Source organism: Dactylosporangium sp. McL0621 (assembly GCF_049995355.1).
GTDB lineage: Bacteria > Actinomycetota > Actinomycetes > Mycobacteriales > Micromonosporaceae > Dactylosporangium.
The window spans coordinates 11,071,247-11,097,349 of sequence record NZ_CP188259.1 but is presented as its reverse complement, the minus strand read 5'-3'; the positions used below and the strand labels follow the sequence as shown (position 1 = coordinate 11,097,349).

Genomic DNA, 26,103 nt, shown 5'->3' with positions numbered 1-26,103 from the left:
CGGGCTCCGGGCTCAGAACGCGTCCGCGTCGTCGGCGAGGTGGCACACCGCGACCAGGCGCAGGACCGTCCAGTCGGCGTCGGCCCAGTCGACGCTGTCCGGGGTGGGCAGCGGCCGGCCGTGGCGCTGGTGGACGGCGATGACCGAGCGGGCGTACCCGGCCAGGGACAGCGGCCCGATCGGCTTCCCGGCGGCGGTGAGGCTCTCCCGCACGGCGGCCGCGTGCTGGTCGACCTTGGCGAGCAGGAACGGCTGGGCGAGGGCCTCCACCAGGCCGTCGACGCCGACCATGGCCATGACCTGGTCGAGGTGGAAGCGGGCGTCGAGCTCGGCGGTGGCCAGGTAGCCGGCGTCGAACTCGACGGCGGCGGCAGGGGTGTTCTCGTTGCTCATGGACGATGACGCTAGGCAGTCCGCGGGCCGATCGGGCCGTCAACAACCGACCGGCACCCGTTCATGAACCACAGCACACCGTTCGGGCGACGTCACGCTCCGAAATCGGTCTCCGCGACCCCGGCCGAAACTGTCGGAGGGGGCGTGCAGAATGTCCTCACCCCGCGCCGCTCCTGGAGGACGAGACCCATGTCCGATCCTGTTCCATCCGCGTTGTCCGACGCCGAGACCGCCGTTGCGCCCGATCGCGCGTTCGGGGAGCCGCCGCGGCGGCCCCTGGTCGCGGCCGTGGTGCTCCTGGTGCTGGCGTTGGTCGCGGCGCTCGGGATCGCCGACGTGCAGCCGCCCTCGCCCCGCCCCGGCTCGACGCCGGCCGCGGAGTTCTCCGCCGCCCGCGCGTTCGAGCACGTGCGGCGCATGGGGCAGGAGGTGCACGTGACGGGCAGCCCGGCCGCCGACCGGGTGCGGGAGTACATCGTCGAGACGCTGACCGGCTACGGGCTCAAGCCCGAGGTGCAGGACGCGGTCGGGGTCAACGCCGGGAAGTTCGGCGACGGCGGCATGGCCCACGTGCGCAACGTCGTCGCGGTGCTGCCCGGCACCGCCTCCACCGGGCAGGTCGTGCTCATGGCCCACTACGACTCGGTGCAGGTGAGCTACGGCGCCAACGACGACGGCGCCGGCAGCAGCACCCTGCTCGAGGTCGCGCGGGCGCTGACCCAGGGCGGCGGGGCGAAGCCGCGCAACGACGTCGTGTTCGTGTTCACCGACGCCGAGGAGGCCTGCCTGTGCGGGGCCGAGGCGTTCGTCAGCCGGCACCCGCTCGGGCAGAAGCAGTCGGTCGTGCTCAACTTCGAGGCGCGCGGCAGCAGCGGCCCCGCGGTGATGTTCCAGACGTCCGAGGGCAACGCCGACCTGATCGACGTCTACGCGCGCACGCCGCACCCGGTCGGCACCAGCCTGGCCGTCGAGGTCTACCGGCTGCTGTCCAACGACACCGACTTCACCCCGTTCCTGGCGCAGCAGCGGTTCACGGGGCTCAACACGGCGTACATCGACGGCTCCTCGGTGTACCACAGCCCGTTCGACCGGCCCTCCACGATGAACCGCGCCAGCCTGCAGCACCACGGAGACAACGCCCTGGCGCTGGCCCGCGAGTTCGGCCGGGCCGACCTGCCGCCGCTCATGAAGCCCGCGAGCGGCGACGCCGTCTACTTCCCGTTCGCCGGGCTGCTGGTCCGGTACCCGGCCGCCCTCACGTGGCCGCTGGCGATCCTGGCCCTGCTCGCCGTCGCCGCGCTGACGTTCCTCGCCCGGCGCCGGGGCCTCACCTCGGTGCCGCGGACGCTGGCGGGCGCCGGTCTGGCGCTGGTACCGCTGATCGTCGTCGCCGTCGCCGCCCAGCTGCTCTGGACCGTGCTGGTCGCGATCCGGCCCGGCTACGGCGAACTGCTGGACCCGGCCCGGCCGACCTGGTTCCGCTTCGGCGTCGTGGCGCTGACGGCGGCGGTGCTCCTGGGGTGGTACGCGCTCAGCCGCCGCCGCGTCGGGCCCGTCCCGCTGGCCACGGGCGCCCTGGGCCTGCTCGCGCTGCTCGGCGCGCTGTTCGCGGCGGTCATCCCGGGCGGCTCGTACCTGGTGACCGTGCCGGCGCTGTTCGGGTCGGTGGCCGGCATCGCGGTGCTGTACATCCGGAACCGCCTCGCGAAGACGGCCGTGCTGACCGCGGGGGCGGCGGTGGCGACCCTGGTGCTCGCGCCCACGGTGGCGCTGTTCTTCCCGGCGCTGGGCCTGGCCACGGGCGCGGCGCCGGCGCTGTTCGCGATGCTGCTCGGCCTGGCCGCGCTGCCCGCCCTGGAGCCGCTGTTCCGCGCCGCGACCGCGCCGGGGCACCGCCGGCTGGGCTCGGCGCCGGCGCTGGCGGCCCTGGGCGTCGCGCTCGTGTGTACCGCGACGGGCATGGTCGTCGACAACTGGGACGAGGGGCATCCGGAGCCGACGCACCTGATGTACGCGCTGGACCGCGACACCGGCACCGCCGAGTGGGTGAGCCTGGAGCAGTCCCCGGGCGACTGGACCAGCAAGTACGTCCGGAGCCACCAGCAGCTCAACCGCCAGTTCCCGGTGCTGCCCGCCGGCGAGCTGTCGGTGGGCCCGGCCGAGGCCGCGAACCTGCCGGCGCCCCGGGCCACGGTGCTCGCCGACGACACGTCCGGCGACCAGCGCACCCTGCACCTGCGCATCGCCTCCGGGCGCGACGTGCGCTTCCTGTCCTTCTACGGCGAGGCCGGCGACCACCGCGTGGTCTCGGCGACCGTGGAGGGCCGGGCCGCCACGACGTACATCGAGGACCAGGACCGCTTCGGCGTCGTCTTCCACGGCCCCCCGGCGGCGGGCCTGGACGTCACGCTCGTGCTGCGCGGGGCGGGGCCGTTCAAGCTGCGGCTGGTCGACGGCAGCGACGGCCTGACGGGGCTGCCGGGCTTCACGCCGCGCCCGGCCACGGTCGGCGTCTTCGGCAGCCACTCGAGCGAGCTCGTGGCGGTGGCGGCGACGCAGACGCTGTAGCGGCCCGGTCGAGCGCCGCCCCGGTCGAGCGCCGGCCGGGGCGGGTCAGCCGACGATCTGGAAGGCCCAGGGGCAGGGGCCGTACGAGCTGGTGTTGATCCCGTACTGCAGGGTGCCCTCGTAGGACTCGGAGCCCTGGATGATTTTGATGACCACGCGGCCGCCGTCCTCCAGCGTGATGCGGCCGTCGTGGACCGCGGCGGTGCAGACCGAGGACGCCGTGGTGTAGGGGCTGGAGCCGTACACGGTGCCGATCGTGCCCTTGTTCGGGCAGTTGTAGGCGACGGTCGTGCCCGCCTTCTCGTCGTACTCCTCGGCCGTGGTGTACCAGTCGGGGCTGTCGCGTTCGAGGTCGGCCTGGACCTGGGAGCCGTCCCCGGCGCTCGAGCCGGAGCCCGGCCCGTCGCCGCCGTTGTTGTCGGTGGTGTCGCCCATGAACTTGCTGATGCCGTAGGCGCCGCCGCCGAGGATCAGCAGGACGGCCACGGCCGCGGCGATCAGGACTCCGGTGCGGCGTTGCCTGGGCGGAGCCGGCGGGGCGCCGTACGCCGCGGGGACGGGCGGGCGTCCCGCGGGCGGCGGCGCGTAGGCCGGCGGCGGCGAGAAGGACGTCGGGGGGGCCGAAACCGGCGGGGTGGAGACCGGGGATGCCGTCGGAGGGCCGGAGATGGGCGCGGCGGAGGTGGGCGCGGCGGACACGGGTGCGGCGGACATGGGTGCGGCGGACATGGGTGCGGCGGACATGGGCGCGGCGGACATGGGCGCGGCCGAGACCGGCGCGGCGGAAACCGGCGAGGCCGTCGGAGGCGGTGGTGTCGGCGAGACCGGGGCCGCCGGCGAGTAGGCGGGCGACGACGGGGGCACCGCGACCGTGGCGCGGGCGGTGGTGGGGGCAGGCGCAGCGGGTACCGCCGCCGGGGTTGTGAACTGCGCCGAAGCGCCCACCGCGCCCTGGGCCACCACCAGCTCCGGCTGCTCCACGACGGTCGGCGCGATCCCGAGGGCCTGGTGCAGCAGGGTCGCGACCAGCGGGATGCGGCTCCCGCCGCCGACCAGGAACACGCCCTGCACGTCGGCGGGGGTGAGGCCCGCGGCGGCGATGGCGGCGCGCGTCGACGTCACCGTGGCGGTGAGGATCGGGCGGGCGAGCTGCTCGAACTGGTCGCGGCCGAGCGGGACGTCGGACTCCAGGGACGGGACGTGGATCATGGTCTGGGCCGTGCGCGAGAGCATCTCCTTCGCCGAGCGGACGTCGTCCCAGAGCATGCGGTGCGCGCGGCGGTCGTTGCTGGTGTCCGGGTGGGTCAGGCGGTGCCAGGCCTGCGGGTCGTGGCCGGCGTGGACCGCGCCGAGGAAGCCGACGATGGCGGCGTCGATGTCCAGCCCGCCGGACGTGGACAGGCCCTCGGCCGAGAGGACCTCGAACGTGCCGTTGCCGCGGCGGACGACGGAGGCGTCGAAGGTGCCGGCGCCGAGGTCGTACACCACGAAGGCGGCCCCCGGCCTCGAGCCGCCCATCGAGGAGAAGACCTCGGCCGCGGCGACCGGCTCGGGCACCAGTGTGACGGTCCCCAGGCCGGCGCGCTCGGCCGCGGCGAGCAGCACGCGCCGCCGGGTCTGGGCCCAGGCGGCGGGGCAGGTGATGGTCGTGGGGCCGAGCTCGCCGCCGGAGACGCGCCGGGCCTCGCCGGCCACGCGGACGAGGACGGCGGCGAAGAGGTCCACGGTCGCGACCTCGTGCTCGCCGAGCAGTACGGCCGGCTCGTCGATGCGCCGCTTGGGGTTGGGCTCGTAGCGCTCCGGGCTGATCCGCGCCGCGTGCACCGCGTCGCGGCCGGTGAGCAGGCCCTGCTGGGCGTCGGCGTACACGGCTGAGGGCAGCGTCGGCGAACCGTCGAAGAGCAGCGGCCGGACGTGTCCGTCCGGCCACGCCAGCATCGCCACGGTGTTCGAGGTACCGAAGTCGACCCCGAGCCGGTAACCTCGCGCGTCCACGCAGCCAATATACGGGCTGGTGAGCGGGGTGTTATCGGCTCAACGGGTCCGGTTTCCGCGCTTGACGGGCGCATCGACATCCGTTAGACCGGCAGGTGTCGTATCGTCAAACGTCTATGGAGGACAGCGTGGTCCGATCACTCGTCGCTCTCGTGGTGCTTGCCGCGGCCGTGGGCATCACCGCCGCCGCCCCGGCGGCCTCCGCGTCCGCGCCCGGCCCCTGCGGGTACACCGCGACCCCCGAAGACCCGCCGGCGCGCCCGGTCTCGCTGCCGCCCGACCCGCGGCACACGCCCGACCGCGGGACCGTCACCGTCACGCTGTTCACCAACCTCGGGCCGATCCCGCTGACCCTCGACCGCGCCGAGGCGCCCTGCACCGTGCAGAGCTTCCTGCACCTCGCGCGGCACGGCTTCTACAACCGCACCGTGTGCCACCGGCTCACCACGTACCCCACGCTCAAGGTCCTGCAGTGCGGCGACCCGACCGGCACCGGCGAGGGCGGCCCCGGGTACCGCTACAAGGACGAGCTGCCCACGAACCTGCCCCCGGCCCCGACCGACCCGACCGGCGTGCGGCGCATCTACGGCCGCGGCCTGCTCGCCATGGCCAACGCCGGCCCGGACACCAACGGCAGCCAGTTCTTCCTGGTCTTCGCCGACTCGGTGCTGCGCCCGAACTACACGGTGTTCGGCTCGGTCCGCCCGCTGGGCCTGCACACCCTGGACTGCATCGCCGCGGGCGGCGTCGCCCCGACCGCCGACGACCCGGCCCCGGTCGACGGTGCCCCGGCCCGGCGCACGGAGATCATCCTGGCCCTCTGAGGGGGTTTTCCACAGGCGGAAAATCATCCTGTCGTACCACCTGAGCCGTTCCTAGCCTGAAGGTATGACGGTGGACGATGTCTGGCGCGTCCCGCCCGCGATGGTCCGGCGGGCGGGACGGGCCGCGCTCGACGCGCAGTGGACGCTTACCGCGATCCTCGAGCGGATCGAGGTCCCGGTCGTGGTGGGCGAGGACGGCCGCCTGACGTTCTTCCCGCACGACGCCGCCGACGTCACCGCGATCCGGGAGGCCCAGCTGGCCGCCCGGACCGTCCACGCCCACCTGGCCGGGATGCTGCGGTAGCTACTTGGCGGCGCCCAGCGTGTCCAGGGCCGCCGTCGCGCCCGGGTGCAGCGGCACCGGCGCCGTCCTGCGCACCGTCTGCAGGGTGATGCCCTTCGCCGCCGGGTTCGCCTTCGCCAGCTCGTCGCGCTTCTCCACCAGCGTCCTGGTCAGCACGCAGGCCAGGCCCGCGTCCATGTCGGAGCGCACCAGCAGCACGTTCGGCACCACGATCGTCTTCACGTCGGCCGCGGTCCTGTACGTCGCGGCCGGGATCGTGCCCGCCTGGTACGCCGGGCTGAGCTGCTGCATCTTCGGCAGCAGCGAGTCGATGTCGAGGAACTTCACCTTGTCGCCGGCCGTGGTGAACAGGTCGGTGACGCCCGACGTCGGCAGGCCGCCCGACCAGAAGAACCCGTCGATCGAGCCGGCCTTCATGCCGTCGGTCGTCTTGGCCAGGTCGAGCCGCTGCGGCTGGATGTCCTTGTCGGGGTCGAGCCCGGCCGCCTTCAGCAGCCGCTGCGCGATGACCTCGGTGCCGGACTTGGGCGACCCGGTCGAGATGCGCTTGCCCTTCATGTCGGCGACCGAGTTGATGCCGGAGTCGGCGCGCACGACGACGTGGGTGGAGTTGTCGTAGATGCGGCCCAGCGCGGCGATCTTCACCGGCTTGCCGTCGAACGAGCCGGTGCCCTGCACCGCGTCCGTCGCGGTGTCGAAGAGCGAGAACGCGACCTGGTAGTCGCCCTTGTCGAGGCTCTGGATGTTGCCCACGGAGGCCTGGGTCTCGGCCGCGGTCGCCTTCACCTTGTTGCTCGTGGCCTTGGTGACCTGCTCGGCGAGGGCGTTGCCGACGACGTAGTACACGCCGGTGGTGTTGCCGGTCGCGATCGAGATGCGGGTGTCGCTCTTGACGCTGCAGTCGACCGCGGCGCCGGCCGCCGCGCTAGCGGACGTCCCCGCGGGCGTCTGCCGGCCCCCGCACCCGGCCACCCCCGCCAGCAGGATCGCCGTCGCGCACAGGATTTTCAGGGTTCGCACGTGAGCTCCTTCGCGGTGAGAGAAACACGAGCAGTCCCGCCAGCGCGAGCAGCACCACGCCGGCGACGACGGTCCACAGGTCGAGCCACAGCAGGGCGAGCGCGGCCAGGCCGGCCAGCACCCGCGGTACCGCCGAAGCCGCCCCCAGACCGGTGAACCAGCCGCCGGCGGCGACGGACAGCGCCAGGACCCCGACGGCCGAGGCGGCCAGGGCGAACGCGACCCGGTCCCAGCCGCCGATGCCGAGCAGCCCCTGCCCGGCCGGGGTCACCACGAAGGCGATCGGGACCAGATAGGCCGGCAGGGCGTACCGCAGCGTCTGCCACATCGTCGGGAACACCCGCCCGCCGGTCACCGCGGCCGCCGCCACGGACGCGAGCGCGGTCGGCGGCGTCGCCTCGGAGAGCACCGCGAAGTAGAAGATGAACATCGCGGTCGCGGGCTCGGGGATGCCGAGGTTGAGCAGCGCCTGGCCGAGGATGACCCAGCCGATGATGAACGAGGCGGTGACGGGCACGGCCAGGCCGAGCAGCGTCATCGCGACCGCGGCGAAGATCGCGGTGAGCGCGACGACCGCGGTGTGGTTCGTGGCGAGGGCCTGGGCCCAGTCGACCATCAGGCTCGACAGCTGCGGCCCGAGCCCGGTCTTGGTCGTGCTCGCGGTGATGACCCCGGCCGCCGCGCACACGGCGACGACCGGCAGAACCCCGCGGATGCCGGCGGCGAGCGCCTGGACCAGCCGCCGCGGCGTGAGCCGGTGCCGCCGGTCCAGGAACGACAGCGCGGCCGCGAGCAGGGTCGCCCACACCACCGCCTGCGTCGCGGAGCGGCCGAGCGCCAGCAGCACGACGATCACGATCAGGGACAGGAAGTGGTACCCGAACCGCGCGAGCAGCGACCACGCGGGCGCCACCTTCAGCCGCACCGCCCGCGCCCCGAACCGCCGCGCGTCGATCTCGACGGAGAGCAGGATGCCCAGGTAGTACAGGATCGTCGGCACCGTGGCCCAGCCGAGCACCTTGAGGTAGGACACGTCGAGGTACTCGGCGATGATGAACGCCGCGGCGCCCAGCGTCGGCGGGGACAGGATCGCGCCCACCCCGGCCGCGGCGAGCATGCCCCCGGCGCGCTCCGCGGGGTAACCGGCCCGGCGCAGGATGGGCCACGTGACCGCGCCGATGCTCACGGTCGTCGCGGCGCCGGAGCCGGATACGGTACCGAGCAGAAAGCCCGACGCCACCGCCGTGCGCCCGGCCGCGCTGCGGGAGCGCCGGAACGCGGCCACGGACAGTTCCACGAAGAACGCGCCGGCCCCCGACAGGTCGAGCACGGCGCCGTAGATGGTGAACAGCACGATGTAGGAGGCCGCGACGTCGAGCGGCGTACCGTAGAACCCGCTCGGCGAGTTGTACAGCGCGTCGACGATCTGGTCGAAGTCCAGCCCCGCGTGCGCGATCTCCCAGCCCTGCGGCAGCAGCCCGCCGTAGTAGTCGTACGCCAGGAACAGCCCGCACACGACGGGCAGCACCCAGCCCGTGGTGCGCCGGCACGCCTCGACGATGAGCAGCAGCAGGGCCGCGCCCATCACCACGTCGAGCGGGTCGAGCAGCCCTTGCCGGTCGAGGAACGCGTCGTACCCGCCGCCGACGAAGGGCAGCACCGGGTACAGGCACGTGACGAGCGCGACGACGGCCAGGACCCAGTCCCCGGCGGTCGGGCCCCCGCCGAGGACCGGGCCGTCTCCCGGCGGTGTTCCGCCGCGTCGCCGCAGCCGCATGCCTGACGGGTAGAGGACGAACACGAGGGGCAGCACCAGCCCGAGAAAGATGACGAGGTAGTACTGGCTGCCCTGGGCGAGCGGCCGGAACACCTGCCACAGCACGAGCAGCGCCGCGATCGCCGCGACGGCGGTGACCCCGGCGTCGACGGAGCCGTACACGCGCCGCCCCGGCTTCTCCTCCTCGAACTGCGCCGCGAGCTCCCGGACGCCGGCGTCCTCGAGCACGGAGGCGTCGACGGCTTCGCCCTCTTGGTCCATGCCATCCACGGCCTCCTCGGGCCGGCCATCCGCGACGGTGCCGCGCGCCTCGTCCCGAGCCGTCCCCGTTCCGGACTCGTCCGACATGCGCCGGAGAATACGCGTTTTCATCAATATTCGTAGCGGTCTACTTCCGGGATTTGGTAGCGAACGTGCAACAACGCGGCATGATGTTGCGCGTGTACGAGTTGGACGTCGTAGCGCCCGACAGCCTGGGCCGGTTCGTGTATCGCTGGTACGGCCCCCCGGACCGCCCTCCGGCCGACCTGGACCTGCCCCGCGTGCCCGGACCCCTGGCCGAGTGGCACCGCCTGGCCTCGCGCTACACCTACCCGCTGAGCCGCGACCACGAGATGCTCCCGCCCGGTGGCGCACGCTTCTGGCAGGGCGCCACCGACTGGTACTCCTACGACGCCGAAGCTCACGACAACGGCACCCCCGACCCCGAGGTGATCGAGAACGACGAGCTGCGCACCGGCCTGCCCCTGTCGCGGTTCCTGGTGTACGCCGCCGTCTACGAGGCCGTGTACGCCCCAGTGCACGGCCTGGTCCACATGGACCCGGAGCCCACCGCGGTCCGTGCGGTGAAGGTCCGCCTCCGCGAACTGGACGACGGCCTGTGGCGGTGGCCCGACCCGTCCGTACGCTGGTTCGGCGACGACGACCTGCTGGCCCACCTGGGCCCGGACCGAATCGTGATCGCCGCCCGCCACCGCGACGCCTTGGGCCGCTTCGACGGCCTGGCGATCCCATGGGACTGGGACTCAAGATTGCTCTGATTCCCCACCCGGCGAAAACCGGATATGCCACCCGGCGGGCGATAAATCCGATAAGTCGCGGCGCGGAGCGCCCGACTTGTCGCGCCGAACACGCCGCGAATCAGGGCACGTGCACCAGCATCGCGCACACGTCCTCGTCCTCCGGCACGTTCAGCACCGTCATCAGGTGCGACACCACGGCGTCGAAGTCGGCCAGGTCGACGCTCTCCCCGGCCCGCCGCACCAGCTCCAGCCCGCCTCCCCGCCGCCGGTCGCCCCGTGAGCGCGCCACCGTCGCGTTCAAGCCGGTGTAGAAGAGCACGCGGTCGCCCGGGGCGAGGGTGACGGCCGTGTCCGAGTACTGCATCTGGTCCACCTCGCCCAGTGGCAGGCCGAGCGGGCCGGACAGCACGGTGCCCAGGCCCGCGGCGTCGTAGCGGATCGGGGCCACCTGGCCCGCGGCGGCCCAGCGCAGCTCGCGGGTCTGCGGGGAGTACCGGGCCACGATGAGGCACGCCGTGTGCTCCACCTCCATCGCGCACAGCATGCCGTTGACGGCGGTCAGGATGTCTCCCGGCGACATGTCCAGCATGGCGTAGGCCCGGACCGCGTAGCGCAGGCGGGCCGCCGTCGTCATCGAGGACAGGCCTCGCTCGTCCACGTCGCCCAGCACGAGGATCGAGCCGCTTCCGCCCACCGGGGTGGCGTCGTACCAGTCGCCGTCGATGGTGCCGACGCGCTCGGGGGAGCGGCACCGGCCGCAGATCTCGACGCCCTCCAGGTGGCCCAGCTCGGGGTCGGTCGGCAGCAGGGCCTTCTGCAGCGCCTCGGCCGCCCGGCGCTCGTCGGCGAGGCGGTGCCGCTGGGCGGCCAGGGCCTCCTCGGCGCGGCGCAGGCGGCCCTCGATCGCGCGCTCCTCGGTGACGTCCTGCAGCGTGCCGCGGACCGCGGTGACGTTGCCCGTGTCGTCGTGGATCGCCTCGGCGGTCAGGCGGAGGCGGCGGCCGTTGACGCGGCCCGCGCCGCGGATCTCGGCCAGCAGCTGCTTGCCCTCGACGATCGTGCGGCGCACCGCGTCCTGCACGGCGAGCAGGTCGTCGGGGTGCACGCTCGCGGTGAGCTCGTCGACCGGGATGCGGCCCGCGTCGCCGCGGCCGGCCTGGCCGCGGTGGAACAGCCGGACGAGCTCGGGGGAGCAGCGCGGCTCCGGGTCGCGCAGCTCCCAGCAGAACGAGCCGATGCCCGCGATGCGCTCGGCCTGCAGCAGCTGGTCGTGCAGGAGATCGGCCTCGGTGGCGACCTTCCACACCGCGAACACCCGGTCCCACAGCCGCACCGCGTGCACGGTCAGCGTCTGCGGGCCCGGCACGCCGTCGGTGCGCGGGTCGGCCCGCAGGCCCTCCAGGCGGCGGGGCTGGCCGTCCTGCAGCACCCGCGCGAACTCCGGCAGCAGCGTCGCGCTGCCCAGCGCCGGGTACGCGGCCAGCAGCGTGGCCTCGTCCGGGTCGACGCGCGCGCCGGAGAAGATCTGCCGGGCCAGGCCGTTGGCGTACTCCACCCGGAAGTCGACGAGCTGCCCGTCCTCGTGCACGGGGGAGAGCAGCGCGCCCGGGTCGTGCAGCGCGTCGACGACGGTCGGCAGCCACACCTGGGCCGGGGCCGCCTGCCCGCTCTCCTCGCCGCCCACGTGGAACCAGGCGCTGGCGATCTCGTCGCCGATGAGCGCGTCGACCTGGCGGCCCACCGGCTCGAGCAGGGCGGCCACGTACCGCCGCAGCTCCTCGCCGGCCGGCAGCCCCTCGGCCCAGGTCATGAGGATGCCGCCGATGACCCGCTCGCCGGCGATGAGCGGGGACGCCAGCAGGGTCTCGCCGCCGAAGGGCTGCTGGCCGAGCACGGGGAACCGGCGGCGCGCGTCGGGCTCGGGCGCGAGCCACAGCGTCTCCACCTCCTGGACGGCGACGACCAGCGGCAGCCCCGGGTCGGGAGGGATGCGCGACCAGCGGCTGCGGACCTCGCCCGGCACCCCGAAGGTGCCCACGCCCCGCTGGGCGCCGTCCGGGTCGAGCAGGGTCAGCAGCACCGCCGTGGGCGGCGGCCACGCGGTCGGGGCGGTGCCGAGCACGTCGCAGATCTCGTCGTAGCTGCGGGCGGCCGCGATCCGGGCGCTCAGGAGCTGGTGCTGGGACTGCAGCGCCTCGACCTCGGGGGTTCGGCTGGCGCGCTTCCGGGCGGCCGGAACGGGCACCGCATCCGGCTTCTCCACCTTGGTGGAGGCCCGGGAGCGCGCGACGTGCTGGCGCAGCTCGTCGTCGATGAGGTTCACCACATCGGGGGCGTTCGGGTCCGGCGACGTGGTGCCGACGATCGCCGCGGCCACCTCGATGAGCTTGATGTTGGTGCGCTGGCTGAGCCGCACGAGCTGGTCGAAGCCCTGGTCGGGGGTGATCCCGAGCCGCTCGACGAGCACGCCCTTGGCCTGCTCGATGACCGCGCGGTTCCGCATGGCGGTGCGCACCCCGGTCAGCTCGGCTCGCAGCTTGGCGACCAGCGCGGCGAGCGCCTCCGCCGGCTCCGCGCTGCTGTTGCCGCCCTCCGCGGGGGCCCTCTCGGCCATGCCTGTCGCCTCTCCCGTCCGTGCCAGTGTCCCGGCGCACCGCGTCCGGCTCGCCCGTTGATGTTTACCACCATCCGGCCCGGGTAGGGGCGTTGGCAGGTCAGCGCAGTCGGTTCGTGGAGGTCGGAGTCTTGAGGATTGCCCTGGTCTCCGCCCAAGCCAGCCCGCTGGGGCTGGGCGGACCGACGGCGGGAGGCCGGCACACGCACGTGGCGGCCCTGGCCCGGGCCCTCGGAGCCATGTCGCACGAGGTGACGGTGTACGTGCGCCGGGAGGACCGCGCCGCGCCCGAGCGCCTGCCGTTCGCGCCCGGCGTCACGGTCGAGCAGGTGCCCGCCGGCCCGGTCGAGTCGCTGCCGCCCGACGACACCCTGCCTCACATGGGGGACTTCGGCCGCGCCCTCGCGGCGCGCTGGGGCGACGAGGCGGGCGCCGGCCCGGACGTCGTGCACGCCCACTACTGGCTCTCCGGCCTCGCCGCGCTCACCGCCACCGCCGACGTGCGGCGGCCGGTCGTGGTGACGTACCACGGCCTCGCCTCCGCCGAGCGCCGCATCCTGCCCGTCGACCACAACGCCGGCCCGGGCCCCCGCGCGGGCATGGAGCGCACGCTGGGCTCGCTGGCCGACCGGGTCGTCGCGCAGAGCGAGGACGAGGTCGCCGAGCTCGGCCGCATGGGGGTGCGCCGCGCCGCGACCGTGATCGTCCCGTCGGGCGTCGACACCGAGCTGTTCACGCCGTCCGGCGCGGCCGCCGACCACCGCCGCCCCGGGCTGCGCCGCATCCTGTCGGTCGGCCCGCTCGTGCCGCGCAAGGGCTTCGGCGACCTCGTCGAGGCGCTGCGCCGCGTGCCGGGGGCCGAGCTCGTCGTCGTCGGCGGCCCCGACCCGGCCCGCCCGCCGCGCGACATCGACGCCGACCCCGAGGCCCGCCGCCTGATCCAGCTGGCCGACACCCACGGCGTCGCCGACCGGGTGCGCATCGTCGGCGCGGTCACCCCGGAGGAGCTGGCGGCCTGGTACCGCTCCGCCGACGTCCTGGCCTGCGCCCCCTGGTACGAGCCGTTCGGCCTGACCCCGCTGGAGGCGATGGCCTGCGGCGTGCCGGTGGTCGCCTACGCCGTCGGCGGCATCGGCGAGAGCGTCATCGACAACGTCACCGGCGTGCTCGTGCCGCCCCGCGACGTCAACGCGATGGCCGGCGCCCTGCGCGCGCTGCTCGGCGACGAGGTGCGCCGGATGAGCTTCGCCAGCGCCGCGATCGACCGCGTCCGCTCCCGCTACAGCTGGGAGCGTGCGGCGGCGGAGCTGGAGCGGGTGTACCAGACGGTGACCGGCGGCCCCGTCGCCGCCGACGGCGCCGAGGAGTCGTCCGAGGAGGACGAACTCTCCGAGGTCTCCTGATCACGTTCGGTGGTTCGCGTCTTGCTCATGGACCGGGCGGCGCGGTACGTTTGTCGAACCACATCCGCATCCTTCGTTGGACCGAGTCCTTCGTCGGATGGCCTCGGCGGGTCGTCAAATCAGCCGCGATCCAGTCGCCGCGGGACGTGCCGGGCGCTCGAGACCAGGGCGCCGACTGGCCGAACTTCGCCGTGAGACCGCCGTGCGCCGCCGTGCGTCGTGGCCCTCCCGGCCGGCAGGCAGGGAGACCCCCTCATGACCATCACCTCCCGCGGACCCCGTGCACCCGGCAAAGACGTCGAATCGGCCGCCCAGGCCCTGCTCACCCTCCTGGCCGACCTTCCGCCCGACAGCCCCGACCGCCCCCGCGTCCGGGCCCGCCTCATCGAGCTGTACCTCCCGCTGGCCGAGTACCTCGCCCGCCGCTTCCGCAACCGCGGCGAGCCCCTCGACGACCTCGTCCAGGTCGCCGGCGTCGGCCTGATCAAGTCCGTGGACGGCTACGACCCGGCCCGCGGCGCCGCCTTCCCCAGCTACGCCATCCCGATGATCGCGGGCGAGCTCAAGCGGCACTTCCGCGACAAGGGCTGGGACGTGCGGGTGCCGCGGCGCCTGCAGGAGCTGCGCCTGGAGCTCGGTAAGATCTCCGGCGGCCTGGCCCAGGAGCTCGGCCGCTCGCCGACCGTCGCCGACCTCGCCGCCCGCCTCGGGGTCAGCGAGGAGGAGGTCATCGAGGGCCTCGAGTCGGGGCACGCGTACCGCGCCCTGTCGATCAACGCGCCCGCCGGCGGCGACGACACCGGGGCCGAGCTCGCCGACCTCCTGGGCGGCCTGGACCGGGCCCTGGAGGCGGTGGACGACCGTGAGTCGCTGCGGCCCCTCATCGAGCGGCTGCCCGAGCGGGAGCAGCGGATCATCGCGATGCGGTTCTTCGGCAACCTGACGCAGACGCAGATCGCCCAGCGGCTGGGGATCTCGCAGATGCACGTGTCCCGGCTGCTGAGCCACGCCCTGACGTTCCTGCGGGGCGAGCTGAACGGCCCGCTGTGAGCGCTCAGGCCGGGGTGAGGACCGAGGAGACCGTCAGCTGGTACACGTTGTAGGCCTGCCGGATCACCGGGTGGGCCACGTTGCGCACCGGCACGCCGCCGGGGGTCGTCCCGCGCTCCGACCCGGCGTGCGCGTGCCCGTGCACGGCGAGGCCCACGCCCGGCGCGCCGTCGATGGCCTGGGCCAGGTGGTAGGAGCCGAGGAACGGGTAGATCTCCACCGGCTCGCCCAGCAGCGTCTCGGGCACGGGGGAGTAGTGGGTCAGCGAGATCCGCACGTCGCACTCCAGCGCGGCCAGCGCCTCGCCGAAGCGCGCCGCGAGCTCGCGGCCGTGGCGGGTGAAGGCCTTCATCTCCGGCTCGCCGAACTCGCTGGCGCACGCGCCCGCGAACCCGCCGCCGAAGCCCTTGGTGCCGGCCACGCCGACGCGGATGCCGTTGCACTCCAGCACGGTGCCGGTGCACTCCAGGACGGTCAGGCCGGCGTCGCGCAGGACCGCCGTAACCTCCTCCGGCCGGTCGGAGTGGTAGTCGTGGTTGCCGAGGATCGCGACGACGGGCACGGCCAGCCCGCCGAACTCGCGGGCCACGCACGCCGCCTCCTCCGGGGTGCCGTGCCGGGTGAGGTCGCCGGCCAGCAGCAGCAGGTCGGCCTTGCCGCCGAGGTGCTCCAGCGCCGGGCGGTAGCGGCCGACCACGTCGGCGTCGAGGTGGACGTCCCCGACCGCCGCGATCCGCACACACCCCTCGTCGGTACCCGTCACAGCTCCTCCACCTCTTCCGGCTCGTGCACGCGGGTCAGGCCGATGTTGCACTGCACCGGCAGGTCCGGGAACGCCTCGGAGACCACCCGGCAGATCGTGTCGCGGCGCTCGGCGCTCTCCACCTCGCCGACGAGCGCGATCCCGGCGCCGGTGCGGACGAAGCGGATGCCCTGCTCCGTGATCCGGTCGTCCTCGGCGAGCAGATGCTGCAGCTCACCCTCGACGTACTGCTCCGTGGACATCGTGGTCTCCCCTCACATGGCCGCGGCCAGGGCGCTGGCCTCGGCCATCGACATCACGCCGAGTCGGTCGATCAAGAACAGGAAAGCATGGGCGTACGGCGAGTGGGCCGTTTCCCGGTAGACCCGGGGCCAGTCGATCTGTTCCCGCAGCGACCGCGCCACGGGCAGCCCGCGCGCGAAGTCGCAGTAGTGCGCCGACCAGGTGAGCACCTTGTGGATCATCAGCTCGGTCGCCGAGAGGACAGGCATGTGGCAGGCGTTGACCGCGATGATGTCGGTGTCCTCCAGCGTCGCGTCGGTCACCGGCCGCTGCACGGGGCAGAAGATGAAGTCGATCAGGTTCTCGTCGTCCCAGCCCTTCACCAGCCAGCCCTCGGGCGGCACGTCGCCGCGGAAGCCGACCTCGGCCAGCGCGGCCAGCACCCGCTCCGAGTCCTCCTGCTTGATCAGGAAGTCGATGTCGTGGTCGACGGACTCACCGCCGCGCGCGTACACCGCGAAGCTGCCCGCCAGACAGAAGGGGATGCCCGCGTCCTTGAGGTGGAACGCGGCCTTCTTGAGCGTGGCGATCAGCGGCTGACTGTCCTCGGAAACTGCCATGCCTGACGGCTTACCCCCGCCGTCATTCCGTCACACGCACCGAATTCGCCAGTTCCTCACCCAGGCGCCGCAGCTCACCGGCCGGGCAGGCCTGGGCCAGCCGCGGGAAGAGCTCGGTCTCCTCCTCCTGCATGTGCTGGCGAACGGCGTCGAAGCGCTCGGCGGTGAGCGGGGCGAACGAGGCGTGCTCGGCCTCCTCGTAGGAGGCGATGTCCGGCCCGGCCGGCAGGTGCTCGCGCAGGGCCGGGTGCAGGAAGCGCGACTCGGCGTCGGCGTGGCGGGCGAGGGCGTCCGCGGCGGCGGCGAGCGCGTCGCGGCGCCGCTGCGGGGTGGAGGCCGTCTCCGCGTCGGCGAACAGCGACTCCAGCCGGCGGTGCTCGGCCGTGAGGAGCTCGAGGAGATCCGCCGACATGGTGCAGGCGTACCCAGAGCGGACATCCGCTAACCCACTCTACCGTGATGTTGGTACATGTGTTCGAATAGTCGACCATGGAGCGAAGAAAGCACTGGTGGAACGGCACCTGGGGGCGGCTGGCCCGCCGCGACGTCTATCTGCTCGAGGACGCCGGCATCTGGTGGGTCGAGTCGCGGGAGGGCGGCGCCGACGGGCGCTGCCGGCGCTACGAGTTCACCGACGAGGAGAGCGCGATGAACTGCGTGTCCGGCCTGCTCGCGCAGCCGGGCAACTGGCGCGAGATCAACTGAACAACGTTCCGCCGTTTCCCGGCGGTACTGCACAACAAAACTGCGCTATCAAGCACCGGATCGCAATGGTTCGCCGCCGAAGGGGGTCGTAGGTTGTGAAGCATGAGCCGTCGTTACCTCATGTGCCGCCCGACGTACTTCGCGGTGGACTACGCGATCAACCCGTGGATGGACCCGAGCCGGCCGGTCGACGCCGCTCGGGCCGTGGCGCAGTGGACGACCCTCTACGAGCTGTACCTGGCGCTCGGCCACACCGTCGAGCTCATCGACCCGATCCCCGGCCTGCCCGACATGGTCTTCGCCGCCAACGGCGCGACGGTCGTGGACGGCCGGGTGTACGGCGCGCAGTTCCGCCACCCCGAGCGCGCCGACGAGGGCCCGGCCTACCTGGAGTGGTTCGCCCGCAACGGCTTCGACGTGCACGCGGCCAAGAGCGTCAACGAGGGCGAGGGCGACCTGCTGCTGGCCGGCGACTGGATCCTGGCCGGCACCGGGCTGCGCACCGAGCACGCCGCGCACGCCGAGGCGCAGGAGCTCTTCGGCCGGCCGGTGCTCACCCTGCAGCTCGTCGACCCGCGCTACTACCACCTCGACACCGCGCTGACCGTGCTGTCGCGGGACAACATCGCGTACTACCCGGGCGCGTTCTCGGCCGGCAGCCAGGCGGTCCTGCGCCGGCTGTACCCCGACGCCGTGCTCGCCACCGCCGATGACGCCGCCGTGCTGGGCCTCAACGCGGTGAGCGACGGCCACCGGGTCGTCCTGCCATCCGCCGCCACCCGCCTGGCCGGGGAGCTAGCGTCGAAGGGGTTCGAGCCGGTCCCCGTCGACGTGTCCGAGCTGCACAAGGCCGGCGGCGGCCCGAAGTGCTGCACCCTGGAGGTCCGGTCATCATGACGAGCGTTGCCAACCGCACGGCCCCGGCGGTCGAGGAGGCCGAGCGCCACACGGCGCACAACTACCACCCGCTGCCGGTCGTCATCGCCGAGGCCGAGGGAGCGTGGGTCACCGACGTCGACGGGCGCCGCTACCTCGACTGCCTTGCCGGGTACTCCGCGCTGAACTTCGGCCACCGCCACCCCGGCCTCGTCGCCGCCGCCCACGAGCAGCTCGACCGGGTCACCCTGACCAGCCGGGCCTTCCTGCACGACCAGTTCGGCCCGTTCTGCCGCGACCTGGCCCGCCTGACCGGCAAGGACCTCGTGCTGCCGATGAACAGCGGCGCCGAGGCCGTGGAGACCGCGATCAAGGTGTCGCGCAAGTGGGGGTACCAGGTCAAGGGCGTCCCCGCCGGCCAGGCGACCATCATCGTGGCCGACGGCAACTTCCACGGCCGCACCACGACCATCGTGAGCTTCTCCACCGACCCCGAGGCCCGGGCCGACTACGGCCCCTACACGCCCGGCTTCGTCGTCGTGCCCTACGGCGACCTCGACGCGCTCGCCGCCGCGATCGACGAGACGACGGTGGCGGTACTCCTGGAGCCCATTCAGGGCGAGGCGGGCGTCCTGGTGCCGCCGAGCGGCTACCTGCCGGGCGTGCGCCGCCTGTGCACCGAGCGCGGCGTGCTCTTCGTCGCCGACGAGATCCAGTCCGGCCTCGGCCGCACCGGCGCCACCTTCGCGTGCGACGACGAGTCCGTCGTCCCGGACATGTACATCCTGGGCAAGGCCCTCGGCGGCGGCATCGTCCCCGTCTCGGCCGTGGCCGCGAACACCGACATCCTCGGCGTGCTGCGCCCGGGCGAGCACGGCTCCACCTTCGGCGGCAACCCGCTGGCGTGCGCGGTCGCCCGCGCGGTCATCGCCCTGCTGGAGACCGGCGAGCCCCAGGCCCGCGCCCGCGAGGTCGGCGCCCACCTGCACCGGCGCCTCAACGCGCTGGTCGGCCACGGCCTGACCGCGGTGCGCGGCCGGGGCCTGTGGGCCGGCATCGACATCGACCCGGCGCTCATGACGGGCCGCGAGGCGAGCGTCCACCTCATGGCCCGCGGCGTGCTGGCCAAGGACACCCACGGCTCGACCCTGCGCCTCGCCCCGCCGCTCGTGGTGACGGAGGAGGAGATCGACTTCGCCGTGGACGCCCTGGCGGCGGTCCTCCGTGGCGAGGTGGCCTAGGGGCTGTATCGAAGTGGATGGCCGGGCTGCGGCGGACTCAGACGCCGCCGGGAACCGTAGCGGTCACACCCCGATACAACCCCGGTATCGGGGCGCGCCCGGCGCGGCCCCAGCCGACGCCTGAGCCTCGCCTCGCTCCGACCCCCACTTCGATGCAGCCCCTAGGCCGACGCCCCGGCGGCGGGTCCTCAGCGGCCGAGCAACCGGCTGAAGAAGCCCTGACGCTGGGCCGGGGCCGGCGCCTCCAGCACGACGACGTCCGGCGACGCGAGACGGACCGGTGAGATGAGCGCCGGCATCGGGCGCGGGCGGGGCAACGGGTGCCGGTCCGCGGGCGTCATGGGCGGGCGGTCACCGTGGGCCACCGGGCAGCGCGCGGCCGCCGGCGGGACCGGCGAGCGCCCGCGGCGGCCGAGCTCGCGGGCGTCCGGGTCGAGGGAGAACCCCGGGCCCTGGTCGCCGGGCTCGGGGTAGTACCGGTGGAAGACGCCGAGCGTCGCGGGGCTCATCGGCGGCACGACCCACGACCAGTCGGCCGGGGTCGGGCGGCCGCAGCGCTCCTCGCTCGCGATGTGGGCCAGGAAGCGCTCCGACTCGGTGTGGTGGTCGCTGATGCGCGCGCCCGCCTGGTCGAAGGACCACAGCACCGCGCGGTTGAGCTCGACGAGCGCCCGGTCCTTCCACAGCGAGCGCTCGGTCGACGTGTCGAGGCCCAGCCGCTCGGCGACGACCGGCAGCAGGTTGTACCGGTCGTGGTCGGCCAGGTTCCGGGCGCCGATCTCGGTGCCGAGGTACCAGCCGTTGAACGGGGCGAGCGGGTAGTCGACGCCGCCGATGTGCATGCGCATGTTCGCGATGGCCGGGATGGCGTGCCAACGCAGCCCCAGCTCGGCGAACCAGCGCAGCTCCGGGTGCTCGATCGGCACCTCCCACACCGCGTCCTCGGGCAGCTCGTGCAGGCTCACCGAGCCGTCGGGGGCCTCGAGCGCCAGCGGCAGCACGTCGAACGGGTTGTCGGGCTTGCCGCGCCAGCCGTACTGGTGCAGCGTCTCGGTGAACTGGACGTAGCGCGGGTCGCCGACCACGGTGCCGTCCGCGTGGCGGTGCCCGGCGTAGCGGATGAGCTGCTCGTTCCACAGCCTCACGGCGCGCGTGCCGGGCCGGTGCGGCGCGAAGACCGAGATGACCGGGCGGATCACGTGCCGCTCGCGCTGCCCGGCCAGGCGCAGGTGCCGGACGAGCTCGTCGGCGATCTCGCCGGGGGCGGTGACCTTGCGCAGGTCCCGCACCACGAGGCTGCGCCAGTAGAGCCGGCCGATGCACCGGCTCGCGTTGCGCCAGGCGACGCGGGCGCCGAAGACGAGCTCGGCGTACGTGTGCGCGTAGGTGCCGGTCTCGGCGATCTCGTCGCGGACCCGGGCCATGCGCTCCCGCTCGTTGCCGCCGGGCTGCTCGTGATGGAAGAGGGCGAGGAAGTCCTCGGCCTCCGCCGGGTCAACGGGGCAGTGATCGTCCCAGACAGTCACGCCGCCACCTCCGCTTCGCTACGGTGACGCCGCTCATCAGGCTGAGTCACCTGGTGAGCGGCCTCTCCGCTTCGCTCCGAACCGCTCACGCGCTACCTCCAACGTGGCAAGGAGCACATCGTGTAAGCGCCCGGGCGAACGAAGCCGCACAACGTGTGTGGCCGGCGTCGTAGCGTCAGCTATTGCAAGTTGCAGAAACGACGGGGAGCGCCGCCGAAGGTACCGGCGACGCTCCCCGATCGGACCCCTCAACGACGCAGGCCTCGCGGCGGCTGTGTTTCCACTATCCGGAGGCCACCCGGCGCAGCCGGGCCAGGTAGGTCTGGGCCACGACCACCAGCGCGATGAACGCCCCGCTGATGACCGTCTGCCAGGCCGACGTGACCGTGCCGATCTGGTTGATGAGGTTCTGGATCACCTGCAGCAGCAGCACGCCGGCGATGGTGCCGCCGAGGGTGCCCGCGCCGCCGGTCAGCAGCGTGCCGCCGATGACCACCGCGGCGATCGCGTCGAGCTCCATGCCGGTGCCGAGCACCGTGACGCCGGAGCCGAGGCGGGCCGCGTTCATCGCGCCGGCGAGCCCGGCCAGCACGCCGGAGAGCACGTACACCCGCACCTGCGTGCTGCGGATCCGCACGCCCATCAGGCGGGCCGCGTCCTCGCTGCCGCCGATGGCGTAGACGGACTGGCCGAAGCGGCTGCGGTACAGCAGCAGCATCCCGGCCGCGAAGAGCACCACGACGAGGTAGACCGGGTAGCCGATGCCGGCGAGCTCGCCCGTCCCGAAGTGCTTGAAGGAGTCGGTCTTCACGAGGTAGGTGTCGGCCCCCTCGCCGGACAGGGCGAGCATCAGCCCGCGGGCCCCGAGCAGCCCGGCGAGCGTCACGATGAAGGGCGCCAGCCGCGCGTAGGCGATAATCAGCCCCTGCACGAGCCCGAACAGCCCGCACGCGGCCAGCGGCAGCGCGAAGGCGGCCCAGGTGCCGTACTGCGAGGCCCAGGCGGCCAGCACGCCGCCCAGCACGTACAGCGACCCGACGGACAGGTCGATGCCGCCGCTGATGATCACGAAGGTCATGCCCAGCGCGATCAGCGCCGGCGGCGCGGTCGAGATGAGCACCGTGCCGAGGTTGTCGAAGGTGCGGAAGCTGTCCCAGATGACGACGCCGACGACGATCACGAGGACGAGCACGGCGAGCGCGCCCTGGCGCTGGACGAGCTCGACGATCCGCTCGGTGCGCATCGAGGCCGCCTCGGCCCGGGCCGCCTTGGCCGGGGGAGTCACCACGGTCGGGCTGCTCATCGGGTCCTCCGTTCGCGGAGCGTTTGTGCTGCTGGAGCGACCACGGCGTGGCCGGCCGCCGGGGTCATCGGGTCCTCCGCTCGCGGGCGGCGTACACCGCCACCAGGATGATGACCGCCTGCACCATCTGCGCGGTCGAGTCGCGCAGGTTGTTGGCGATCATCGTCGCGGTCAGCAGCTGCATGAGCAGCGCGCCGGCCACGGTGCCGAGCACGCGCACCTTGCCGCCGGTCAGCGGGGTGCCGCCGACGACCACGGCGGTGATCGCCGAGAGCTCGATCAGCAGGCCGATCCGCGACGCGTCGGCCGAGCCGATTCGGGAGACCTGGATGACGCCGGCCACCGAGGCGAGGACCGCGCTGATGACGTACACCGTCACCAGCACCCGCCGCACCGGCACGCCGGCGAGCACCGCGGCCGGGCGGTTGTCGCCGACGGCCAGCAGCCGCCGGCCGAAGACCGTCCGGCGCACCACGAAGCCGACGACGATGGCCAGCACGGCGGCGATCCAGACGGTGTACGGCACGTAGAAGAACTGCCCCGTGCCGATCTCGATGAAGTTCTTGTCGTGGATGTCCTTGTAGCGCCCGCTGGACAGCACCAGCGCGATGCCCCGGCCGGCCACCAGCATCGCCAGCGTCGCCACGATCGGCTGGAGGCCGACGAAGGCGACCAGGCCGCCGTTGACCAGGCCGATGACCAGCCCGCCGACGAGCGCGAGGACGATCGCGGCGACCGGGCCGTAGCCGAGGTACAGCGGGATGATCGCCGCCCCGAGGGCCATCACGGACCCGACCGACAGGTCGATGCCCTCGGTGCCGATGACCAGCGCCATGCCCAGCGCCACGATCACCACCGGGGTGACCTGGACGAGCTGGATGCGCAGGTTCGACCACTCGAGGAAGTTGTCGGTGTACACGACGTTGAACAGCACCAGCACGAGCAGGGCCACGTACACGCCGTACACCGGCAGCAGCCGCCGCCAGCGGGAAAGGTCGATCTTGTTCACTGCGGTCGTGTCGCTCATGACGCGGCCACCGCGATCACGTTCATCAGTTGCTCCGTCGTCACTTCGTCGCCGCGCAGCATTCCCACCACGGCGCCGTCCCGCAGCACCACCACCCGGTCGGAGCCCTCGATGAGCTCCTCGGCGTCCGAGGACACCAGCACCACGCCGAGGCCCTCGGCGGCGAGCTCGTCGATGAGCGCCTGAACCTCGGCCTTCGCGCCCACGTCGATGCCGCGGGTCGGCTCGTCCAGCAGCAGCACCTTGGGCCCGGTGGCCAGCAGCCGGGCCAGCAGCACCTTCTGCTGGTTGCCGCCGGAGAGGTCGCCGACCCGCTGGTGCGGGCTGGAGGCCTTGATCCGCAGCCGCCGCATGAAGGTGTCCACGATCTCGTCGATCTTCCGCTCGGAGACCACGCCCGCGGTGGACAGCCGCGGCAGTACCGCGAGCGCGATGTTCTCCCGCACCGACAGCCCCAGCGCGACGCCCTCGGCCTTGCGGTCCTCGGGCTGCACGGCGATGCCGGCCTTCAGGGCGCTGACCGGGGTCGGGCGGCGCAGCGGCCTGCCGTCGACCTCGACGGCCCCGCTGTCCAGCGGCAGGGCGCCGGCCACGGCCTTGATGGTCTCGCTGCGCCCGGCGCCGAGCAGGCCCCCGAGCCCGACCACCTCGCCGGGCCGGACCTCGAAGCTGACCCCGGCGAGCCGGTGGCGGCTGACGAGGTCGGTGGCCTTGAGCACCGGGGGGCCGCCGGCGGCGTCGTGCTCGCCGGCGAAGCTGGTGAACGCGCGCCCGGCCGAGACCGGGCGGCCGAGCATGTGCGAGACGAGCTCGACGCGCTCGAGGCCGGCCAGCTTGCCCGCGTGGACCAGCCGGCCGTCGCGCAGGATCGTGACGCTGTCGCAGATGCGGTACAGCTCGTCGAGGCGGTGGCTCACGTAGATGATGCCGACGCCGCGCTCGTGCAGCTGGTGGATGACGCCGAAGAGCGTCTCCACCTCGCGGGGCTCGAGCGAGGAGGTCGGCTCGTCCATCACGACGACCTTGGCGTCGACCATGACCGCCCGGGCCAGCGCCACCATCTGCTGCGCGCCCAGCGGCAGGCGGCCCAGCGGGCGGCGCACGTCGGAGGTGATGCCGAAGCCGGAGAGGATCTCGGCCGCCTCGCGGTTCATCCGGGCCACGTCGACCAGGCCGAGGCGGTTGCGCGGCTCCCGGGTGAGGAAGAGGTTGCGCGCCACGCTCATCTGCGGGACGAGGTTGACCTCCTGGTAGATGGTGGAGATCCCGGCGGCCTGGGCGTCGAGCGGGCCGCCGAAGGAGACGGGCTCGCCCTGGTAGCGGACCTCGCCGCCGTCCGGGCTGTACACGCCGGTGAGGACCTTGATCAGGGTCGACTTGCCGGCGCCGTTCTCCCCGACGAGCGCGTGCACCTCGCCCGCGCGCAGCGTGAACGAGACGTCGTCGAGCGCACGCACGCCCGGGAACTGCTTGCTGACCCCGACGACTTCCAACAAAGACATGCTGCCTCTTTCCGCGCGTCGACCCCGGCCCGCGAACGACACCGTTCGCGGGCCGGGGTTCGAGGGTCTAGTAGGACTGACCGATGTCCGAGGACGCGTTGGTCGAGTCGTACTCGCGGTCGGAGATGATGATGTTCTCCGGGATCGCCTCGCCGTTGAAGAACTTGGTGGCGGTGGAGAAGGCCAGCGGGCCGAAGCGCGGGTTGGACTCGATGACCGAGTAGATCCAGCCGTCGACGATGCCCTGCACGGCGCCCTTGGTGCCGTCGATCGTCACGATCTTGACGTCGCCGGCCTTCTTGCTGGCGCCCTTGAGGGCGGTCACCGCGCCGAGGGCCATCTCGTCGTTCTCGGCGTAGATGCCGTTGACGTTCGGGTTGGCCTGCAGCAGCTGCTCGGCCGTCTTCTGGCCGTCCTCACGGGAGAAGTTGCCGGTCTGCTCGAAGACGACCTTGATGCCCGGGGCGACCTTGGCGATCTCGTCCTTGAAACCGCTGGTGCGCAGCGTGGTGACGTTGTTGCCGGGGGCGCCGAGCAGGATCGCGACCGTGCCGGTGTTGTTCAGGGCCTTGGCCATCTTGTCGGCGGCCCGCTTGCCCTGCTCCGCGAAGTCCGACCCGATGAAGGTCAGGTAGTTGGTGCAGCTCTTCGCGTTGATCTTCCGGTCGATCGTGACGATCGGGACCTTCTTCGCCGCGGCCTTGGCGAACACCGAGTCCCAGCCGTCCGAGTTGAGCGGGGCCACGATCAGCAGCTGCACGCCCTGGTCGATCAGGGTGCTCACGTCGGTGATCTGCTTGTTGAAGTTCGAGTCGGCGTTTGTCGCCTTGAGGTTGGCCTCGGGGATGCCCAGCTTCTTCGCCTCGTCCTTGATGGACTGGGTCTCGGCGATGCGGAACGGGTTCGCCTCCTTCTCCGACTGGGAGAAGCCGACCTGAGCGGTCTTGAGGTCGATCTTGGTGCCGCCGAACTGCTGCAGCGTGCAGGTCGCGCCCGCGGTGTCGGCCGACTTGGTGGCCTGCGCGGCGGCGGATGCGTTCGCCGACGTGCCGGACCCGGCGTTGTCGTCCTCGGACTTCGCGCAGCCGGACATCAGCAGGGCCGCGGCGCTGAGCACGGCCAGGGCGGGCCGCCAGCGGCCACGCATATCGATCATGGTGTGTCACTCCCTTGAGCGAGGGGTCGACGGGGGTGTCTGTGCGGAACCTCATCGAGGTGTATCGCATTCACTCATCCTCCAACTTTTTCTGTCAAGAGTTTCCACCCACTCGCCCAAAACCAAACACCAACTGTCACATGGCCGAGACCTGGGCGATGCCGGACCGACATCGATGACGGACCTTGTGCG

23 protein-coding genes are annotated in these 26,103 nt (G+C 72.9%); 9 read left to right on the top strand and 14 right to left on the bottom strand.

Annotated features, from left to right (window positions below):
* Positions 1 to 12: 12 nt before the first annotated feature.
* Complete coding sequence (locus tag ACPPVO_RS52490) at positions 13 to 393, bottom strand: DUF6401 family natural product biosynthesis protein (RefSeq protein ID WP_426506851.1); 381 nt, start codon at positions 391 to 393, stop codon at positions 13 to 15.
* 189 nt (positions 394 to 582) lie between these two features.
* On the opposite strand from ACPPVO_RS52490, the gene ACPPVO_RS52485 reads away from it, so the two are divergent.
* The gene (locus ACPPVO_RS52485) at positions 583 to 2,961 is read left to right on the top strand and encodes a M28 family peptidase (protein WP_426506850.1); all 2,379 of its coding nucleotides are present in this window, start codon (positions 583 to 585) and stop codon (positions 2,959 to 2,961) included.
* A 45-nt stretch (positions 2,962 to 3,006) separates the two neighbouring features.
* Here ACPPVO_RS52485 and ACPPVO_RS52480 read toward each other — a convergent pair whose 3' ends face one another.
* Positions 3,007 to 4,956 carry an Hsp70 family protein gene (locus ACPPVO_RS52480; protein WP_426506849.1) on the bottom strand — a complete coding sequence of 650 codons (1,950 nt, stop codon included), beginning with the start codon at positions 4,954 to 4,956 and terminating at the stop codon, positions 3,007 to 3,009.
* Between the two features lie 116 nt (positions 4,957 to 5,072).
* Between ACPPVO_RS52480 and ACPPVO_RS52475 the strand changes: the two genes are divergently transcribed.
* Positions 5,073 to 5,780, top strand: coding sequence for a peptidylprolyl isomerase (locus tag ACPPVO_RS52475; RefSeq protein WP_426506847.1), 708 nt, complete (start codon positions 5,073 to 5,075; stop codon positions 5,778 to 5,780).
* Positions 5,781 to 5,844: 64 nt separating this feature from the next.
* On the top strand, positions 5,845 to 6,084 hold the full coding sequence (locus ACPPVO_RS52470) for a hypothetical protein (protein WP_360369955.1): 240 nt from the start codon (positions 5,845 to 5,847) through the stop codon (positions 6,082 to 6,084).
* Here ACPPVO_RS52470 and ACPPVO_RS52465 read toward each other — a convergent pair whose 3' ends face one another.
* Positions 6,085 to 7,104 (bottom strand): TAXI family TRAP transporter solute-binding subunit, encoded by a 1,020-nt coding sequence (locus tag ACPPVO_RS52465; RefSeq protein WP_426506844.1) that lies wholly within the window; start codon positions 7,102 to 7,104, stop codon positions 6,085 to 6,087.
* The gene (locus tag ACPPVO_RS52460; RefSeq protein ID WP_426506843.1) at positions 7,010 to 9,229 is read right to left on the bottom strand and encodes a TRAP transporter permease; all 2,220 of its coding nucleotides are present in this window, start codon (positions 9,227 to 9,229) and stop codon (positions 7,010 to 7,012) included. Before ACPPVO_RS52460 ends, ACPPVO_RS52465 begins: the two co-directional genes overlap by 95 nt.
* A 92-nt stretch (positions 9,230 to 9,321) precedes the next feature.
* Between ACPPVO_RS52460 and ACPPVO_RS52455 the strand changes: the two genes are divergently transcribed.
* Complete coding sequence (locus ACPPVO_RS52455; RefSeq protein ID WP_426506841.1) at positions 9,322 to 9,921, top strand: hypothetical protein; 600 nt, start codon at positions 9,322 to 9,324, stop codon at positions 9,919 to 9,921.
* A 100-nt stretch (positions 9,922 to 10,021) separates the two neighbouring features.
* Here ACPPVO_RS52455 and ACPPVO_RS52450 read toward each other — a convergent pair whose 3' ends face one another.
* Entirely contained in the window at positions 10,022 to 12,517 is a 2,496-nt protein-coding gene (locus ACPPVO_RS52450) for a SpoIIE family protein phosphatase (RefSeq protein ID WP_426506840.1), read from the bottom strand.
* A 131-nt stretch (positions 12,518 to 12,648) separates the two neighbouring features.
* On the opposite strand from ACPPVO_RS52450, the gene ACPPVO_RS52445 reads away from it, so the two are divergent.
* Both ACPPVO_RS52445 and ACPPVO_RS52440 read left to right on the top strand, forming a co-directional pair.
* The gene (locus tag ACPPVO_RS52445) at positions 12,649 to 13,920 is read left to right on the top strand and encodes a glycosyltransferase (protein WP_426506839.1); all 1,272 of its coding nucleotides are present in this window, start codon (positions 12,649 to 12,651) and stop codon (positions 13,918 to 13,920) included.
* 255 nt (positions 13,921 to 14,175) lie between these two features.
* Positions 14,176 to 14,970 carry an RNA polymerase sigma factor SigF gene (locus tag ACPPVO_RS52440; protein WP_426506838.1) on the top strand — a complete coding sequence of 265 codons (795 nt, stop codon included), beginning with the start codon at positions 14,176 to 14,178 and terminating at the stop codon, positions 14,968 to 14,970.
* A gap of 4 nt (positions 14,971 to 14,974) precedes the next feature.
* Here ACPPVO_RS52440 and ACPPVO_RS52435 read toward each other — a convergent pair whose 3' ends face one another.
* From ACPPVO_RS52435 to ACPPVO_RS52420, 4 genes are read right to left on the bottom strand one after another with little or no spacing between them, the layout of a single operon-like run.
* On the bottom strand, positions 14,975 to 15,733 hold the full coding sequence (locus ACPPVO_RS52435; RefSeq protein WP_426506836.1) for a metallophosphoesterase family protein: 759 nt from the start codon (positions 15,731 to 15,733) through the stop codon (positions 14,975 to 14,977).
* Positions 15,730 to 15,975 carry a hypothetical protein gene (locus ACPPVO_RS52430; RefSeq protein ID WP_360369978.1) on the bottom strand — a complete coding sequence of 82 codons (246 nt, stop codon included), beginning with the start codon at positions 15,973 to 15,975 and terminating at the stop codon, positions 15,730 to 15,732. The genes ACPPVO_RS52435 and ACPPVO_RS52430 overlap by 4 nt, the downstream gene beginning before the upstream one ends.
* A 12-nt stretch (positions 15,976 to 15,987) precedes the next feature.
* Positions 15,988 to 16,575: a nucleotidyltransferase domain-containing protein gene (locus ACPPVO_RS52425; protein ID WP_426506834.1), complete on the bottom strand. Its 588-nt coding sequence runs from the start codon at positions 16,573 to 16,575 to the stop codon at positions 15,988 to 15,990.
* A 22-nt stretch (positions 16,576 to 16,597) separates the two neighbouring features.
* A complete protein-coding gene (locus tag ACPPVO_RS52420; RefSeq protein ID WP_426506833.1) occupies positions 16,598 to 16,987 on the bottom strand; it encodes a hemerythrin domain-containing protein in 390 nt (129 codons plus the stop codon).
* Positions 16,988 to 17,064: 77 nt separating this feature from the next.
* Here ACPPVO_RS52420 and ACPPVO_RS52415 point away from each other — a divergent pair, with 77 nt between their 5' ends.
* The 3 genes from ACPPVO_RS52415 (at position 17,065) to rocD (ending at position 19,397) form a co-directional block, all read left to right on the top strand.
* Complete coding sequence (locus ACPPVO_RS52415; protein ID WP_426506832.1) at positions 17,065 to 17,280, top strand: hypothetical protein; 216 nt, start codon at positions 17,065 to 17,067, stop codon at positions 17,278 to 17,280.
* Positions 17,281 to 17,382: 102 nt separating this feature from the next.
* Positions 17,383 to 18,177, top strand: coding sequence for a dimethylargininase (gene ddaH / locus ACPPVO_RS52410; protein ID WP_426506830.1), 795 nt, complete (start codon positions 17,383 to 17,385; stop codon positions 18,175 to 18,177).
* Complete coding sequence (gene rocD / locus ACPPVO_RS52405; protein WP_426506828.1) at positions 18,174 to 19,397, top strand: ornithine--oxo-acid transaminase; 1,224 nt, start codon at positions 18,174 to 18,176, stop codon at positions 19,395 to 19,397. Before ddaH ends, rocD begins: the two co-directional genes overlap by 4 nt.
* A gap of 188 nt (positions 19,398 to 19,585) precedes the next feature.
* Here rocD and ACPPVO_RS52400 read toward each other — a convergent pair whose 3' ends face one another.
* The 5 genes from ACPPVO_RS52400 to ACPPVO_RS52380 form a co-directional block, all read right to left on the bottom strand.
* Positions 19,586 to 20,923 (bottom strand): nitric oxide synthase oxygenase, encoded by a 1,338-nt coding sequence (locus tag ACPPVO_RS52400; RefSeq protein ID WP_426506827.1) that lies wholly within the window; start codon positions 20,921 to 20,923, stop codon positions 19,586 to 19,588.
* Positions 20,924 to 21,206: 283 nt separating this feature from the next.
* A complete protein-coding gene (locus tag ACPPVO_RS52395; RefSeq protein WP_426506826.1) occupies positions 21,207 to 22,226 on the bottom strand; it encodes an ABC transporter permease in 1,020 nt (339 codons plus the stop codon).
* A gap of 64 nt (positions 22,227 to 22,290) precedes the next feature.
* A complete protein-coding gene (locus tag ACPPVO_RS52390) occupies positions 22,291 to 23,253 on the bottom strand; it encodes an ABC transporter permease (protein ID WP_426506824.1) in 963 nt (320 codons plus the stop codon).
* The gene (locus ACPPVO_RS52385; RefSeq protein ID WP_426506822.1) at positions 23,250 to 24,755 is read right to left on the bottom strand and encodes a sugar ABC transporter ATP-binding protein; all 1,506 of its coding nucleotides are present in this window, start codon (positions 24,753 to 24,755) and stop codon (positions 23,250 to 23,252) included. Before ACPPVO_RS52385 ends, ACPPVO_RS52390 begins: the two co-directional genes overlap by 4 nt.
* Before the next feature lie 67 nt (positions 24,756 to 24,822).
* Positions 24,823 to 25,911 carry an ABC transporter substrate-binding protein gene (locus tag ACPPVO_RS52380; protein WP_426506821.1) on the bottom strand — a complete coding sequence of 363 codons (1,089 nt, stop codon included), beginning with the start codon at positions 25,909 to 25,911 and terminating at the stop codon, positions 24,823 to 24,825.
* Positions 25,912 to 26,103: the final 192 nt, after the last annotated feature.